The organism is Nonomuraea sp. CA-141351 (genome assembly GCF_050944675.1).
In the GTDB taxonomy this organism is placed as follows: Bacteria; Actinomycetota; Actinomycetes; order Streptosporangiales; family Streptosporangiaceae; genus Nonomuraea.
This window is the reverse complement of the sequence record NZ_CP191982.1, coordinates 8,023,111-8,039,379: the sequence shown is the minus strand read 5'-3', so window position 1 is coordinate 8,039,379 and position 16,269 is coordinate 8,023,111. Positions and strand designations below refer to the sequence as shown.

General features: G+C 70.7%; 10 protein-coding genes. 6 read left to right on the top strand and 4 right to left on the bottom strand.

Annotated elements, in window-relative coordinates:
* Positions 1–140: 140 nt before the first annotated feature.
* Complete coding sequence (locus ACQPWU_RS37920; protein ID WP_433430297.1) at positions 141–935, bottom strand: IclR family transcriptional regulator; 795 nt, start codon at positions 933–935, stop codon at positions 141–143.
* Positions 936–1,123: 188 nt separating this feature from the next.
* Between ACQPWU_RS37920 and ACQPWU_RS37915 the strand changes: the two genes are divergently transcribed.
* The 5 genes from ACQPWU_RS37915 to ACQPWU_RS37895 all read left to right on the top strand — a co-directional run bounded on the left by ACQPWU_RS37915 (position 1,124) and on the right by ACQPWU_RS37895 (position 9,187).
* Positions 1,124–2,473, top strand: a complete 1,350-nt coding sequence (locus ACQPWU_RS37915) for an ABC transporter substrate-binding protein (RefSeq protein WP_433430295.1) — start codon at positions 1,124–1,126, stop codon at positions 2,471–2,473.
* Positions 2,470–3,459, top strand: a complete 990-nt coding sequence (locus ACQPWU_RS37910) for a carbohydrate ABC transporter permease (protein ID WP_433430294.1) — start codon at positions 2,470–2,472, stop codon at positions 3,457–3,459. The genes ACQPWU_RS37915 and ACQPWU_RS37910 overlap by 4 nt, the downstream gene beginning before the upstream one ends.
* Positions 3,456–4,325, top strand: a complete 870-nt coding sequence (locus ACQPWU_RS37905) for a carbohydrate ABC transporter permease (protein WP_433430292.1) — start codon at positions 3,456–3,458, stop codon at positions 4,323–4,325. Before ACQPWU_RS37910 ends, ACQPWU_RS37905 begins: the two co-directional genes overlap by 4 nt.
* The gene (locus ACQPWU_RS37900; RefSeq protein ID WP_433430291.1) at positions 4,325–5,161 is read left to right on the top strand and encodes an NAD-dependent epimerase/dehydratase family protein; all 837 of its coding nucleotides are present in this window, start codon (positions 4,325–4,327) and stop codon (positions 5,159–5,161) included. Before ACQPWU_RS37905 ends, ACQPWU_RS37900 begins: the two co-directional genes overlap by 1 nt.
* A gap of 102 nt (positions 5,162–5,263) precedes the next feature.
* Complete coding sequence (locus tag ACQPWU_RS37895; protein WP_433430289.1) at positions 5,264–9,187, top strand: glycosyl hydrolase family 28-related protein; 3,924 nt, start codon at positions 5,264–5,266, stop codon at positions 9,185–9,187.
* A gap of 190 nt (positions 9,188–9,377) precedes the next feature.
* Here ACQPWU_RS37895 and ACQPWU_RS37890 read toward each other — a convergent pair whose 3' ends face one another.
* The 3 genes from ACQPWU_RS37890 to ACQPWU_RS37880 are packed head-to-tail and all read right to left on the bottom strand — an operon-like array spanning position 9,378 to position 13,198.
* Positions 9,378–11,039 carry a substrate-binding domain-containing protein gene (locus ACQPWU_RS37890; protein ID WP_433430287.1) on the bottom strand — a complete coding sequence of 554 codons (1,662 nt, stop codon included), beginning with the start codon at positions 11,037–11,039 and terminating at the stop codon, positions 9,378–9,380.
* 48 nt (positions 11,040–11,087) lie between these two features.
* A complete protein-coding gene (locus tag ACQPWU_RS37885; RefSeq protein ID WP_433430286.1) occupies positions 11,088–12,350 on the bottom strand; it encodes an enolase C-terminal domain-like protein in 1,263 nt (420 codons plus the stop codon).
* The gene (locus ACQPWU_RS37880; protein WP_433430284.1) at positions 12,347–13,198 is read right to left on the bottom strand and encodes an NAD-dependent epimerase/dehydratase family protein; all 852 of its coding nucleotides are present in this window, start codon (positions 13,196–13,198) and stop codon (positions 12,347–12,349) included. Before ACQPWU_RS37880 ends, ACQPWU_RS37885 begins: the two co-directional genes overlap by 4 nt.
* A 283-nt stretch (positions 13,199–13,481) precedes the next feature.
* Here ACQPWU_RS37880 and ACQPWU_RS37875 point away from each other — a divergent pair, with 283 nt between their 5' ends.
* Positions 13,482–16,265, top strand: a complete 2,784-nt coding sequence (locus ACQPWU_RS37875; RefSeq protein WP_433430282.1) for a carbohydrate-binding protein — start codon at positions 13,482–13,484, stop codon at positions 16,263–16,265.
* The last annotated feature ends 4 nt before the right edge of the window (positions 16,266–16,269 follow it).

The window sequence follows — 16,269 nt, the reverse complement described above, 5'->3', positions numbered from 1 at the left end:
GGGGGCGGCTCGTCGAAGTCCACGACTCGTACAATCAGACGGCACGGGAGCTCCAACGTACTGATAGGCGTATGGTGTACGGCTATCGGAACGCATGGAGTCCCGCCGGCCCTGTCAACGGCTGACGGCGGCACCACCCCTCAGTGCTGGCCGAGCCGTTTGAGCAACGTCCGCAGCGAGTGCGCCGCCTCGGTCACCGCGAGCGCGATCTCCTCGGTGCGCCGGGCGTCCATCCGGCTGATGGGCGCCGAGCAGCTCACGGCGTCGCCGCCCCCGTGCTCCGCGCCCAGCGCCACCGCCACGCAGCGGACCCCGGGCGAGCTCTCGCCGTCGTCCAGCGCCCAGCCGCGCAGCCGCGCCTCGGCCACCTGGGCGGCCAGCTCGGCGGGGTCGGTGACGGTGTCCGGGGTGAGCTTCTCCAGCGGCCAGCTGAGCCGCCGGTCGATCTCGCCCGGCTCGTACTGCGCGAGCATCGCCTTGCCCGGCGCGGTGGCATGGGCGGGCACCCGGCTGCCCACGGCCGAGTACATGCGCAGCGCGTGCCGCGACTCGCGCTTGGCGAGGTAGACGACGTCCGGGCCGGACAGCCGGGTCAGGTGCACCGCCTCGCCGGTCTCCTCCGCCAGTGCGTCGAGCACCGGGCCCGCCAGGCTCACGACGTCGTCGCCCTCCAGATAGGCCGTGCCGGTCATCAGCGCCTTCAGGCCCAGGCCGTAGCGGGTGCCCGCGGCGTCGACGTCCACCCAGCCGCGCCCCTCCATGGTGCGCAGAACGGCGTGCAGGCTGCTCTTCGGCACCCGCATGGCGCTCGCCAGTTCGGCGAGCGAGAGCCTGGCTCCGCCCGCGCCCAGCAGCTCGAGGACCTCGAGCACCCGCGCTGCGGACTTGACCTCCTCGGGCTTGCGCTCGCCCGCCTCTGCTGCCACCGATTCCACCAGAACCTCCGCTTCCCGTGCCGGCGCTGACTGGCGCTCGTCCAGGGCTGATTCTCGCCGCCTTCTTGACGCTTATATCACTGCGTATCTATGTTCAGGTAACCAAACGACGTTCGACTATCTGAACGAAGCATAGCGAGGTAAGGGCGATGCGCATACGTCATTCCCGGACTGCCAGACTGGCGGCGGTGGCTGTCGCAGCCACGCTGACCCTGTCGGCCCTGACCGCGTGCGGCGGTTCCGAGGATCCCGCCTCCGGAGGCGCGGGCGCTCTCGAGATGTGGACCTTCAAGCAGACCCATGTTCCCGGGCTCCAGCAGGCCGCGAACGATTTCGAGAAGGCGACCGGGATCAAGGTCAAGGTGCAGGCGTACACGCCCGACGACGCCTTCGCGACCAAGATCCAGAGCGCGGCCAAGACCGGCGACCTGCCGGACGTGATGGAGACCCACTCCGACGGTGAGGACCTGGGCTTCGGCGCCAGCGGGATCGCCGCTGAACTCACGAACGTAGTGAACACCGAATGGCTGAACCGCTACCCGGAGAACGTGCGGGAGTCGGGCTATGTCAACGCCGCGAAGTTCAAGGAGTCCCAGGACGAGGGCAGCAAGATGCACGGCGTGAAGCAGGGCGCCCGGCACAGCGTCCCGTTCACCATCGGCACCTTCGGCATCGTCTACGCCAACAAGAAGATGCTCGCCGACGCCGGGATCACCAAGCCGCCGGCCAACTGGGCCGAGTTCGTCGACGCGCTGAAGGCCACGCACGCCAAGGACGCCAAGAACGGCGGCCTGGCACTCGGCCTGAAGATCCCGGACACCGGCATCACCTGGCTCGCCCAGCCACTCGCCTACTCCATGCTCGGGCGCAGCGGCTACGAGGCCCTGTTCGGCAAGGACAAGGCCGCCAACTGGTCTTCCCCGAACGGCGTCAAGGTGCTCCAGGCGTACGACCAGGTCACCCCGTACTGGATGCCCGGCACCCAGACCCTCGGCATCGACGAGGCCGACCAGGCCTTCGCCCAGGGCAAGGCGGCCTGGCTGGTGGGTGGCACCTTCACGCTGTCCTTCCTGGAGCAGAACGGCATGAAGCCCGACGACGTCTACGCGTTCGGCCTGCCGGGGGACGCGGCGGGCCAGGTGCCCGACCTGGCGCTGGGTCCGCTCGCGCTGACCGGTCTCATCCTCTCGGCCACCTCCGAACAGCCCGAGAACGCCAAGAAGTGGATGGAGTATCTCTCCCGGCCGGAGGTGGCCGCGAAGTTCTCCAAGGCGTCCAGTGATCTGCCCGCCACCGAGCTGGGTTCCGAGGTCTCCGACATCGTCGGCCCCACCCTCACCTCACTGCTCGAAAGCTTCAAGGGCACGCCCGACACGACGTACGACCCGGCCCGCCGGGAGTTCTTCCCGCCGGGGTACAAGCAGGACAAGGCCGGCTCGATCCTCGTCGACATGACCCCCTTGAAGAAGGCGTCGCCGGAGGAGACCGGCAAGAAGCTCACCGAGCTCAACGACAGCTTCTGGGCGGCAGGTCAGTGACCACCGCGCATCGTCCCGCTCTGTCGGGACCCGCCGGGGCCGGCGGCGAGGGCCGCCGGCCCCCGGCCGGGGCCCCGGCACGCCGCCGGCGCATCCGCCTCGAATCCGTCTCCGGCTATCTGTTCGTCGCCCCCGCGGTGATCCTCTTCGCCGTGATGGGCCTGTACACCATCGGCTACGGCTTCGCGCTCAGCTTCGCCACGTGGAACGGCTTCACCCCGGACTGGAAGTGGGTCGGCCTCGACAACTACGCCGACCTGCTCTGGCGCGACCCGGTGTACGCGCCCCCGGTGCAGGCCGCGGCACTCAACACCCTCTGGGTGATGATCTTCGTGCCGCTGCTCACCGTCGCCGTGTCGTTCCCCCTGGCCGTCCTGCTCAACCAGGTCAAGCGGCTGCAGGGCGTGCTGCGCTCGATCTACTTCGTGCCGTACGTGACCAGCGGGATCGCCGTGTACTTCGCCTGGCGGTACATCCTGCAGCCCGACGGCGCCGTCAACTTCCTGCTCGGACAGCTGGGGCTCGGCTCCTTGCAGGAGCCTCAGGGCTGGCTCGGCAACCCTGACACCGCGCTCGGCACCCTCATCGTGGTCATCGTCTGGGGCAACGTCCCGGTCGCCATGCTGCTGTACCTGACCGGACTGCAGGGCATCAACCCCAGCGTGCTGGAAGCCGCCCAGTTGGACGGCGCCGGCTGGTGGCGCACCAACCTGTCCGTCGTCTGGCCCCTGCTGATGCCGCTGACCGCCATCAACGTGCTGCTCAACCTGCGCGAGTCGCTGCACGGCTTCCAGACCTTCCTGGTGATGACCAACGGCGGACCCGGCACCCACACCGACGTCCTGGGTCTGGAGGCCTACCGGCTGGCCTTCCTGGAGAACCTCAATCCCACCCTGGGCCTGTCCAGCGCCCTGGGCTGGATCCTGTTCGCGGTGGCGATGGTGCTCGCCCTGATCAACCTGCGAGTGCTGAGGAGCCGCGTATGACCACCGCCGACCTGGTCGCGCCCCGCCGCGCCGACACCCGCGCGGCGGGCCGGACCGTCGCCCGCGCGATCGTCCTGCTGCTGCTGATCGGCTACGCGCTCGTCAGCCTGTACCCGTTCCTGTGGATGGTCTCGGCCGCCTTCAAGAACCAGATCGAAGTGGTCAGGGGCGGCCACCTCATCCCCGAGAGCCCGACCCTCGACACGCTCACCGAGACCTGGGACAAGCTCCACTTCTTCGACTACTTCCTCAACAGCGTGCTTGTCACCACCTACACGGTGGTGCTGACGCTGGCGGTCTACGCGGCTGCCGGCTACGCCTTCGCCGTACTGCGCTTCAAGGGCCGCAAGGCGCTGTCGCGGATGTTCGTGGGGCTGCTGTTCGTGCCCGGTGTGACGGTGATGCTGCCGATCGTGATCCTGGAGAACAAGCTCGGTCTGCTCGGCACCCACTGGGGGCTGGTGCTGCCCTTCGTCAACGGGGGCGCACCGATGTCCATCCTGCTGATGACCGCGGCGTTCAGCGCCATTCCCGGTGAGCTGCGGGACTCCGCACGTGTCGACGGGGCTTCCGAGTTCCGGATCTTCGCCGGCATCTACCTGCCGCTGGCCAAGCCCGCGCTGGTCACGGTCGCGCTGCTGACCGCGGTCCCGACGTGGAACGAGTATCTGCTCACCCGGGTCTCGCTCAACGACCCGGGCACCTACACGCTGCCGCTCGGCCTGCAGACGCTCGCCGCGGAGAACATCCCGCAGTACAACAACCTGATGGCGGGCGCGCTCATCGTGGTCGTGCCGGTGATTCTGCTCCTGCTCTTCCTGCAGCGCTACTTCGTCAGCGGCCTGGTCGGTGCGGTGAAGGGCTGATGCGCGTACTCGTCACCGGAGCCGCCGGTCATATCGGCCCGTACGTGATCCGGGAACTGGCCGAACACGGCCACCGGATCACCGCCACCGATGTGGCGCCGGTCGAGGCCCCCGAGGCCGACAGGGTGCGCGTCGGCGACCTGCGGGACCCGGAACTGGTGCGCTCCGCCATGGCCGGCGCCGACGCGGTCGTGCATCTGGGCGCCATCCCGCACCCCGTGTCGGATGATCCGAGCGGACTGTTCGCCACCAACTGCCTGACCGCGCACCGGGTGCTGGACGAGGCCGGCCGGACCGGGGTGCGGCGCGTCGTCGCCGCCTCCAGCCTGGCCGCCGTGGGCCTGGCCTGGGCTCCTCATCCACACCGGCCCCGCCATCTGCCGCTGGACGAGGAGCACCCCATCCTGGTGGCGGACCCGTACGGGTTGTCGAAGCTCGTGCTGGAGGAGATCGCGCACGCCACCCACCGGCGCTGGGGCACGGACGTCGTTTCCCTGCGCATGCCGTTCACCGGCACCGGCAGCCGGCTGAAGGCCCAGTTGGCCGAGGTCGTGGCGGACCCCGAGGCGCACCGCAACGACCTGTGGGCATGGCTGGACACCCGCGACGCCGCGACGGCGGTGCGGCACGCGCTGACCGCCCCGCTGCGCGGCAGCCACGTGGTGAACGTCGCCGCCGCGGACACCTCGGCGCCCCTGCCCACCATGGAACTGCTCGACCGGTATCTGCCCGAAGTACCGGTGCACACCGAGCTCACCGGCCACACCTCGCTGGTCGACAGCTCGGCCTGCGCCAAGCTGCTGGGCTTCCGCCCGAGCCGCAGCTGGCGCACCTGACCCACGTCCCGACGACGTGCCCCAGGCGAGCAAGCACCGCCGCCCCCGTGTGACCGGCGTCGGGGCGCCGTGCCCCGCCGCCCCGAGACCAGGAGGTTGCAAGTGTTACCCCATCCGCCCGTACGGCGCAGCGCACGCCGCGCCGTCGTCCTGCTGTCGGCCGCGCTGATGCTGTGGGCGCCCGCGCCGCACGCCACCGCGGCCTCGGCGCCCGTGATGTACCCGAGCGGCGTCGGCGCCGACCTCGGCGCGACTCCCAAGACGCTGGGCGTCCGCGCCGCCGCCGGGGAGAACCCCGAGGGCCTGCGCACCGGTGAGGTGGACGGCAGGTCGTACTGGCAGACCGACCCGGCCGCGGGCACCTCCTATCTGACCTTCGACCTCGACGATGAGTACGTGGAGCAGCTGGCCGCCGACGACCTCGTCGTCAGCGTCACCTACCGCGACACCGGCGCCGGCGAGCTGACCCTGCGCCAGGGTGCCGACGGCGCCGACTCCGCCCTGTCCTTCACCGGCAGCGGCCGGTGGAAGACCGGCGCCTTCGCCCTGACCGACGCCGACCTGACCGGCGGCGCCGACGTGCTGCGCCTGTCCGGCCGCAGCGGCGGCGCGGCGCGGGACATCACGATCGCCGCGATACGCGTCGGCTCGGTCGGCGCGTTCGTCACCCTCGGCGCTTCCCCGGAGACCGGCGGCATCACGCCGCGCTCCGGCGATTCCGCCACCGGCCTCGTGACCGGCGAGCACGACGGGCGCGGCTACTGGCAGACGAACCGCAACGCGCCCGCGCCCGGCGCGAACTTCTTCTACATGAACGTCGCAGACACCTATCTCTACGACACCACCGACACGGTATTCGTCAGTGTCGACTACCTCGACGAGGGCAACGGCACGTTCGGGCTGCACTACGACTCGCCGGGTACGGAGATCCCGCAGAAGTTCAAGAACTCGGAGGTCGTCTCGTACGGCGACTCCGGCACCTGGAAGACGTACACCTTCGCCCTCGACGACGCGATCCTGACCAACCGCTCCAACGGCTCCGACTTCCGTATCCACACCGCGGGCTCCGCCACGGAGCTGAAGGTCGCGGCCGTTCGGGTCGCGGTGGCACCCGCCGTGCTCAAGCCCGCGCAGGGCCTGGAGAACCTCATCGACGCGGCCGGGCTGAAGCTGCTCGCGGCTCGGGAGGGCAGTCGCGACGGCCAGTACCCGGCTGGGGCCAGGGACGGGCTGACCGCGGCGATCGCCGACGCGAAGGAGGTCGCGAAACGGGAGGACGCCACCGAGGAGCAACTGCGGCAGGCTCTGCACGCGCTGAACGACGCGCTTCGAAAGTTCCTCGACTCCGCCGTCGTCACCGACCTCGCCCGCGGCGCCAAGCTCACCGCGAGCAGCGCCCCCGACGACGCGACGCTGGCCGCCGACGGGGACATCGCGACCACGTGGACCAGCGGCGAGAGCGGCGCAGGGGAGTGGCTGCAGGCCGACCTCGGCAAGGACAAGGCCGTCAACGACGTGCGCGTCCACTGGGCTTCACGCTACGCCTCCCGGTATGCCGTCCAGGTCTCCCGCGACGGCGAACACTTCCGGACCGTCGCCCAGTCCGGCGGCGGCGACAACAAGGAGATGCGCACCCGCTTCGAGACCGCGACCGCCCGCTATGTACGGCTGTCGCTGACCGGCTACGCGGAGGGCGCCAAGCGGTTCGCCGTCGGCGCCTTCGAGATCCGTAACGAGCGCGCCGTGCAGGGCAAGCAGGAGCTGGTGAGGACGGACCATCCGACCGAGTCCCCGGTCGTGGCCGACTTCGACGTGCGCGACTACGGGGCCGACCGCAAGGGCGAGAGGGACGCCACCAAGGCCATCCAGCAGGCGCTGTACGACTGCTACGACGCCGGCGGCGGCACCGTGTGGCTGCCCGCGGGCACCTACCGGGTCACCGACACCCTGGAGGTCTACTCCTTCTGCACCCTGCGCGGCGACCGCCGTGACCCCGACCAGGGCAAAGGCGCCTACGGCACCGTCATCTCGGCCGACCTGCCGGCCGGCGACGACGGACCCGCGCTGATCCGCGTCGGCGGCAGCGCCGGCGTCATCGGGCTCACCACGTACTACCCGCGGCAGAGCGCGACCGACCCTGTGCCGTACAACCACACCTTCCAGATCCCCGGCCGGGCTTGGATCGGCAACGAGAACTACATGATGACGACGATCTCCGACGTCACCATGCTCAACTCCTACCGCGGCATCGGCATCAGCACCTACCGCAACGACCGCGGCGAGAGCGCGAGTTCGGGCCAGGTCCACGAGTCGGCGACGGTGCGCAACATCAAGGGCACGGTGCTGGCCGAGGGCATCCGCGCCTACAACGGCGCCGACGTCGGCACCTGGGAGAACATCACCCTCTCCAACGCCTATTGGGCCGACGCCCCCGCCGCCTACCGGCCGCCGCAGCGCGCCGCGCTGGACGCGTGGACCCGCGCGCACGGCACCGGTCTGGTCCTCGGTGACCTGGAGTGGGACCAGTTCTACCGGGTCAGCCTGGCTGACTACCGCACCGGCATCCACATCGTGCCCGGCCAGCGCGCCCAGTTCACCGGTGCCTTCATCGAGGCGGACGTCCGCCGTACCGATGTGGCGCTGGAGACGGAGGACTTCGACTCCCGCTGGGGGATGTCGTTCGCCTCCAGCACCCTCGAAGGCAGCCTGGCCGCGGTACGGAACAAGTCGCAGGCATACGTCAAGGTCACTGACACCGAGCTGAAGGGCGCCACCGAGGGCACCGTCCACCGGCTGCCCGGCCAGGTGCCACGCTACGAGCCGAAGCCGCTGCCCCGGCCCGCCCGCGCCGCGCTGTACGTCGTGGATCAGGCGCCGCGTACCAACGGCATCGTGCCGCAGCGGGACGCGACCGCCGCCATCCAGCGGGCGCTGGACCGGGCTGGCCGGGCCGGTGGCGGCATCGTCTATCTGCCCGCCGGCTGGTACCGGATCGACGGCCACCTCACCGTCCCCGAGGGCGTCGAGCTGCGCGGCGCGTCCGCGGTGGCCAACCGGGACCTGCTCGGCGCCAGCGCCGGCACGGTGCTCTGGGCGTACGAGGGCCGTGGCACGGCCAACCCCGACACCGCCACCGCCCTCATCACCCTCAACGGAGACCGAGCCGGCGTACGCGGACTGCGCGCCTTCTACCCGGAGAACAACCCCGCCGCTGAGGGAGGACTGAAGCCCTACCCGTACACCATCCGCGGCAACGGGACAGGCACGTATGTGATGGACATCGGCGTGCCCAACGCGTGGAACGCCGTCGACATGGCCACCCACGCCAACGACGGCTTCACAGTCCGCAAGCTCGCCGGCGCGTACTTCAGCCACGGCATCACGGTGGGCGCGAGCGAGGGCGGCCGGATCGAGGGCGTCCTGTCCAACGGCAACGCCGTCACCCGCGTCGGCTACGCACTGCCGGACTGGGCGCAGGAGAACAACATCTTCCCGCAGGTGATCGACGACCCGATGCGCAAGCAGGCGCGGATCGTCACGGTCGACGGGGCCCGCGGCCTGACGCTGCTCGACGTGTTCGGCTACGGCTTCCACGACGGGCTTGTCGTCCGCTCCGGCGAGGTCACGGCGTTCAACCTCGGTACGGACAACCTCGGCGGCGACGGCCACACCGTCGACGCGGGCGACACGGCGAAGGTCGCCGCGGTCAACGTGATGCGCTACAACGGCGCCACGCTGCGCGGCCCGGCACGGCTGATCAACGTGATGGCGATCAACATGGCACAGCAGACGGTCCGCGCCACCGCGGAACCGGCGGAGGGCGGCACCGTGTCCATCGGCGGCTACGAGACCGAGCCGGGGAGGTACGAGAAGGGCAGCACGGTCACGTTCACCGCGCGACCCGCGGCCGGATACCGCGTCACCGGCTGGACGGTGAACGGCGCCGACGCGGGCGGTGAAGCCGAGCTCAGGCTCGTGGTGAGCGCGGACCTGACGGTGACGGCACGCTTCGCGAAGGAGGACTGAGTCCCCGAGGTGGGACGGCTCACCGTGGCCGGGGCGACTCATGTCGTCCCGGCCACTGCGTCGGTCTGGGCGGGTTCGGCCGCGACCACGATCAGGTCGGTACATGGATGACCGACAGAGGCGGGATTGAAGCGGCACGCAAATCGTTAAGGATCCAAAGCCCTGGGTCTCAGCCCTCAGACCTCAGACCTCAGGCGGATTGACGGCGCACGAGGCGCGCGGGGACGACCAGCTCGGTGGACGGCTGGTCGATGGCATCGCGCAGCCGTTCGAGCAGCCGCACGGCCGTGGCCCGGCCGATCTCGCGCGCAGGGTTGGCCATGGTGGTCAGGCCGGGCGAGACCATGCCGGCGGCGTCGATGTCGTCGAAGCCCATCACGGCCAGGTCCTCGGGGACGCGCAGGCCCCGTTGCGCCGCCACGTCCAGGGCGCCGATCGCCATGACGTCGTTCGCGCACAGGACGGCGTCGGGCGGCTCCGCGAGCTCCAGCAGCCGTGTCACGCCCTCCGCGCCGCCCGCGCGGCTGAAGTGGGTGTGCGCCACGAGGGCCTGGCCGGCCGCCATGCCGGCGTCGGCGAGCGCCGCGCGGTAGCCGGCCACGCGCTCGGCCGCCGGGCCCTCGGCGGCGGGGCCGCACACGAAGGCGATCCTGCGGTAGCCGCAGCCGAGCAGGTAGCGGGTGGCCTCGGCCGCGCCGCCCTCGTCGTCGCTGTGCACCAGGTCCACGCCGTGCTGGACCAGCCTGCCGCCCAGCCGGACCACCGGGATGCCGGCCTCGATGACCGGCAGCAGGTCCTCGGCGTGGGTGTGGAACACGGCGAAGGCCAGCCCGTCGACCTGGCGGGCGATCATGTGGTCGATCGCGGCCCGCTCGATGCGCCGGACGCCGTCGGTGTTGCTGATGATCTGGTCGTAGCCCGCCGGGCCGAGCACGTCCTGCAGGCCGCGGGCCAGGGCCGGGTAGAACGGGTTGGTGATGTCGGGGATGATCAGCCCGATCGTCTGGCTGCGGCTGGTGCGCAGGCCGCGGGCCAGGACGTTGGGCCGGTAACCGAGCTCCTCGATGGCCCGCAGCACGCGCCGCCGCGTCTCCTCGGCCACGGGGCGCCGGCCGTTGAGCGTGTGGGACACGGTTGTCGCGCTCACCCCCGCCAGGTCGGCGACCCGCCTGATGCTCGGCCGCTCGCCGCGGAGCACGCGCGGCTGCTCCTCGGGAATCGGCGGTGCGTGGTGCGGCGCCGGCGCCTGGCGGTGCAGGAAGCTCTCGAACGCGCCGCCCAGCACGGCGTACGCCTCCTCCAGCGTGCGCACACCCCGCGCGACGGCCTCGCCGGGCGGCACCCGCTCGGCGGCCTCCAGCAGGATCGACTCCCACACCTGCCGCAGGGGCCCGAGCGCGGAAGCCGCCAGGATCCGCGGCCTGAGCCCGCCTGTCTCCTCCGCCAGCGCCTCGGCCAGCGCGTGCTCGCGCGCCGCGAACAGCTCGCGGCCGTAGGCGCGCAGGGTCTCGCTGCCGCGATAGATCCGCCCGAAGAGCGCCAGGTCACCGGCCGGCTCGGCACGCAGGAGCCGGCCCAGCGCGATCGGCACCCGCCCACCCGGCCGGCGCTGCCGCACGATCTCGGCCGGGTCACCCGCCAGCAGCGGCTCGTGCTCGAAGAACAGCTGCTCCTTGGCGGGGAAGTGGTTGAACACGGTCTTGGCCGACACGTCGGCCGCCTCGGCGACCTCGTTGACCGTCACCGCGTCGAACCCCCGCAGGGCGAACAGGCGCAGGGCCGCGTCCGCGATGGCACGCCGGGTCTCGGCCTTCTTGCGTTCGCGCCTGGCAGGGGGCTGCTGGGTCGGCATGCGGAGATATTACATCCGCATAATCCTTTCAGTCGCTAAATCTTTACGTCAGGGTGCCTCCAGCCCTCCGTCGGGCCTGCGTACCCGCGCGGCCCACCGCTCGTGCTGGTGGCTGACCGGCGGGTGCTTGGCCGCCTGTTTCTCGTCCACATCGATGCCCCAGCCTGGCGCCTCATGGGGGTAGAGGTAGCCCTGACGTGCGTTGATCGTGCCGGGGAACGTCTCCAGGACCGCGTCAGGGTAGACGTGGCCCTCCTGGATCTGGAATGCCGCCGTGGTCACGTCGAGCGCGAGGTTGGCCGCCGCGCCGACCGGCGAGACGTCCGCGGGCGCGTGCCACGCCGTGCCGACGCCCGTCAGCTCGCACATCGCCACCAGCTTGCGCGCCGGGGTGAGACCGCCGATCGAGGAGACGTGCAGGCGCAGCAGGTCCACGCCGCCCAGCTTGACCACCCTGGCCGCGTCGGTGACGGAGGCGAGCTGCTCGCCCGCCGCGATCGGCATCGGCGCCGCCTGCCGCACCTCAGGAAGGCGGTCGTAGAACTCGGGCGCGATGGGATCCTCAAGGAAGAACAGCCGGTACGGCTCCAGCGCCCTGGCCAGCCCGATCGCCTGCTTGGGAGTGAGCCTGGAGTGCACGTCGTGCATGAGGCCCGGCTCTTCCCCGAGTTCCTCCCGGGCGCGTTCGAACAGCTTGGGAGTGTCGCGCAGGTAGCGCTGGACGTCCCAGCCGTCCGGGTACGGCTGCCCGGGATAGCCGCCCGGCGTGCCGGGAGCGCCGTAGTGTCCCAGACCGGGCGCCCCGGTCTGGAGCCGGACGTTGCGGTAGCCCGCGGCCAGGATCGCCCGGGCGTGCTCGAGGGTCTCCTCGACGGTGGCCCCGGCCGCGTGCAGGTAGGTGTCGGCCGCGGCGCGGACCCGGCCGCCGAGCAGTTCGTACACCGGCATGCCCGCGCGCTTGCCGGCGATGTCCCACAGCGCCATGTCCACGCCGGACAGCGCGTTGTTCAGCACCGGCCCGTCGCGCCAGTACGACGACAGGTGGATCATCCGGGTGATGTCCTCGATGTCGGCCGGGTGGCGGCCCACGAGCATGGGCGCCACGTGCTGCTCGACGGCGGCGGCCACGGCGTGGTAACGCTGGGTGAAGGTGGCGCAGCCCAGCCCGTACAGGCCGGGCTCGCTGGTCTCGACCTTCACCACGACCAGCGGCGGGCCCTCAGGCGCGGTGACGATGGGGCGGATCCGCGTGATGCGGAGCTTGTCGCGGGAGGGCCAGGGCGCCTGGGTCTCCATCATCGGGCTCGTCATGGCAGCACGTACCTCGCGGTGAATCCGAGCACCTGCTCGGCGGCGCGCAGGTCGAGCGGCACGGTGCGGTCGGGCAGCGGCGCCCGACGTTCGCTGTCGGGATGGAACACGGCCAGCAGCTCCTCGGTCGGATCGGACATCAGCGTGTTGGGCGCGGCGACGGTGACCACGTGGTGGCCCTCGATCGGGCGCGTGACCGCCAGCCAGGCGGCCCACGCGGCGTCCCGCACGTCCAGGTAGCTCCACAGCTCCTTGGCGCCGGCGGCCCGGTCGACGGCCCACTCCTCCGCCGTGTGCGGGAGCTTGTCCTCCGGACCGCCCAGCCGGGGGAAGCGGAGCGCGACGGTGGTCATGCCGTGCCTGCGGCTCATCATGGCCGCCGTGAGCTCGTCGGCCTGCTTGGACAGCCCGTACGGATCCTCGGCCTGCAGCGGGATCTGCTCGTCCACGGGCACGTAAGCCGGGTGCAGCACTCTGTCCGCCCAGGCCAGTCCCAGGGCCGACATGCTGCTGGCGATGGCGGCGCGCCCCACGCCCGCCCGGCCGGCCTCCTCCAGCACCACGAACGTGGCCCTGGTGTTGCCGCAGAACACCTCCTCCGGCGTGCCGAGCACGGGCGCCGGGAGCGCGGCGAGGTGGATCACGGCGTCCACGCCGTCCAGCGACCGCCTGACCACCTCGGGATCGCCCGCGCTGCCCACCACCATGCGATCGACCCGCAGGTCGCCGGGGTCGCGCAGGTCCAGCCCGGTCACCGCCACCTGATGGCGTGCGAGGAGATCGAGGGTGGCCAGGCCAACGCGTCCTGCCGCCCCCGTCACCAGCACCCGCCGCGGAAAGTCGGTCATGTACTCCCCACACCGTGCAAATCGATTTGTGATCCGCAGCATGCCGTGCAGGAGGTGCTGATGTCAAGGTAGGTATAGCGACTGTAAGTTTTGTATGAGGGAAAATTGCGTAAGTCGGTTGAGATTTTGCAGATCTTCGTCGTCAGTCACCGTTCATCCACTGAACGTTGAGGTGCTTGACAGTCGCATTATGTCGGGATAAGTCTTCACAAAACGTCAAGCGCAATGTGAGCAGGAGCGTCCAACCTCCCTGACGTCCCCCCGGTCAGGAAAGGAACCCCCCATGTCTGCGTGGTCCAAGCTCCTCGTCGCGGCGTCGCTGGTGCTCACCAGCGCGGCGGCGATGGACATCCCACCCGGCGACTACCAACAGGTACAGCTGGCCCTCGGGCCGGCCGAACTGGGCGAGCCCATGTCGCTCGCCGTCCTGCCCGACAGGTCGGTGCTGCACACCGCCCGCGACGGCACGGTGCGTCTCACCGACGCCTCCGGCGCGACCAAGGTGGCGGGCAAGCTCGACGTCTACACCCACGACGAGGAAGGACTGCAGGGCATCGCCGTCGACCCCGGCTTCGCCACCAACCGCTTCGTCTACCTCTACTACTCCCCCAGGCTGAGCACCCCGGACGGGGACGCCCCCGTGACCGGCACGGAGGCCGACTTCGCGCTGTGGAAGGGCCACCTGAACCTGTCGCGTTTCACGCTGAAGGCGGACGGCACCCTCGACCTGGCCGGCGAGAAGGTCGTGCTCGAGGTGCCCAACGACCGCGGTCAGTGTTGCCACGTGGGCGGCGACATCGACTTCGACGCCGCGGGCAATCTCTACCTGACCACCGGTGACGACACCAACCCCTTCGAGTCCAGCGGGTTCTCGCCGCTCGACGAGCGCACCGACCGCAACCCGCAGTTCGACGCGCAGCGCTCGTCGGGCAACACCAACGACCTGCGCGGCAAGCTGCTGCGGATCAAGCCGCAGGCGGACGGGACCTACACCGTCCCGGCGGGCAACCTCTTCCCGCCCGGCACGGCCAGGACCCGGCCGGAGATCTACGCCATGGGCTTCCGCAACCCCTTCCGCATGTCGGTCGACAAGCAGACGGGCACGATCTACCTGGGCGACTACGGCCCGGACGCGGGCGCCTCCGACCCCAACCGGGGCCCCGGCGGCCAGGTGGAGTTCGACCGCATCACCGCCCCGGGCAACTACGGCTGGCCGTACTGCACCGGCACCAACACCACCGCCGAGACCTACAACGAGTACACCTTCCCCAGCGGCCCCTCCGCAGCCAAGTACAACTGCGCGGGCGGCCCGGCGAACAACTCCTTCCGCAACACCGGGCTCGCCACGCTGCCGGCCGCCAAGCCGGCGTGGATCAAGTACGGTGGTGACGCCGGCTCGCCGCCCGAGTTCGGCGGCGGTTCCGAGTCGCCCATGGGCGGCGACGTCTACCGCTACGACGCGAGCTCGTCCTCGTCGGTCAAGTTCCCGCAGTCGCTCGACGGCCGCTACTTCGCCATGGAGTTCGGCCGCCAGTGGATCAAGGCGATCGAGGTCAAGAGCGACGGCACCCCCGGGGTGATCGAGGACTTCCCGTGGGACGGCACGCAGATCATCGACTCGGAGTTCGGCCCCGACGGCGCCCTGTACGTGCTGGACTACGGCACGGGCAGCGGCAACCAGGCGCTCTACCGGATCGAGTACATCGGCGGCGCCAACCGCAACCCCGTCGCCAAGGCCGCCGCCGACAAGACCTCCGGGAAGGCGCCGCTGACCGTGGCCTTCTCCTCGGCCGGCAGCTCCGACCCCGAGGGCGGCGCGCTCACCTACTCGTGGGACTTCGGCGACGGCGCCACCTCCACGCAGGCGAACCCGTCGCACACCTACAGCGCCAACGGCACCTTCCGGCCGACCCTGACCGTACGTGACCCGCAGGGCCTGACCGGGACCGCCAGCCTGGTGATCACGGTCGGCAACACCGCGCCCACCGTGACGCTGACCACCCCGGCCGACGGACAGCTCTTCTCCTACGGTCAGGCCGTGCCCTTCAAGGTCACCGTCACCGACCCCGAGGACGGCACGGTGGACTGCGCCGGCGTCAAGGTGACGTACCTGCTGGGACACGACAGCCACACCCACGCGATCACCTCCAAGAACGGCTGCGAGGGATCGATCACCATCCCGGTCGACGGCGAGCACGACGCGGCGGCCAACCTCTACGGCGTCTTCGACGCCGAGTACACCGACAAGGGCGGGCTGACCGGCCACAGCGTGCGCACGCTGCAGCCGGTGCACCGCCAGGCCGAGCACTTCGGCGCCCAGCAGGGCATCCAGGTCGCCAATCACGGCGGGGCCGAGGGCGGAGCGACGGTCGGCTTCACCGACAACGGCGACTGGATCTCCTTCGAGCCCTACGTGCTGGCCGGAGCCGCCAGGCTGACCGCCCGGGTCTCCTCCGGCGGCCCCGGCGGCACGATCGAGGTGCGAGCCGGCTCCTCGGCCGGCACGCTGCTGGGCACACTCACCGTGTCCAACACCGGAGGCTGGGACACCTTCACCGACGTCTCCGCCGCGCTGAGCAACGCCCCCGGCGGCACGACGAAGCTGTTCCTGGTCTTCAAGGGCGTGTCGGGGCAGGGCAACCTGTTCGACGTGGACGCCTTCACCTTCACCACCGGATCGGCGCCGAGCACCACCGTCGAGGGCGAGTCCTACACCTCCAACTCGGGGGTGCAGGTCGCGGCCCACGCGCCGGCCAGCGGCGGCCAGACGCTCGGCTTCATCGAGAACGGCGACTGGGCGGGCTACTCGAACGTCGACACGGCAGGCTCCAAGACCTTCTCCGCCCGCATCTCGTCGGCGGGAGCGGGCGGCACGATCCAGGTGCGTTCGGGGTCGGCCACCGGCACCCTGCTCGGCTCGGTCCCCGTACCGTCCACCGGTGGGTGGGAGACCTTCCAGAACGTCTCGACCACGCTGACCGGCTCCGCCGGCGGACCGCTCTTCCTGGTCTTCACCGGCGGCGGCGGCTACCTCTTCGACATCGACACCTTGACGATCACCAGGTAGGGGA

Bases quoted from the DNA above. Each gene is read 5' to 3' on its own strand.
- ACQPWU_RS37905 (WP_433430292.1), top strand. From the start codon at position 3,456: ATGACCACCGCCGACCTGGTCGCGCCCCGCCGCGCCGACACCCGCGCG.
- ACQPWU_RS37900 (WP_433430291.1), top strand. From the start codon at position 4,325: ATGCGCGTACTCGTCACCGGAGCCGCCGGTCATATCGGCCCGTACGTG.
- ACQPWU_RS37890 (WP_433430287.1), bottom strand. From the start codon at position 11,039: ATGCCGACCCAGCAGCCCCCTGCCAGGCGCGAACGCAAGAAGGCCGAG.
- ACQPWU_RS37885 (WP_433430286.1), bottom strand. From the start codon at position 12,350: ATGACGAGCCCGATGATGGAGACCCAGGCGCCCTGGCCCTCCCGCGAC.
- ACQPWU_RS37880 (WP_433430284.1), bottom strand. From the start codon at position 13,198: ATGACCGACTTTCCGCGGCGGGTGCTGGTGACGGGGGCGGCAGGACGC.
- ACQPWU_RS37875 (WP_433430282.1), top strand. From the start codon at position 13,482: ATGTCTGCGTGGTCCAAGCTCCTCGTCGCGGCGTCGCTGGTGCTCACC.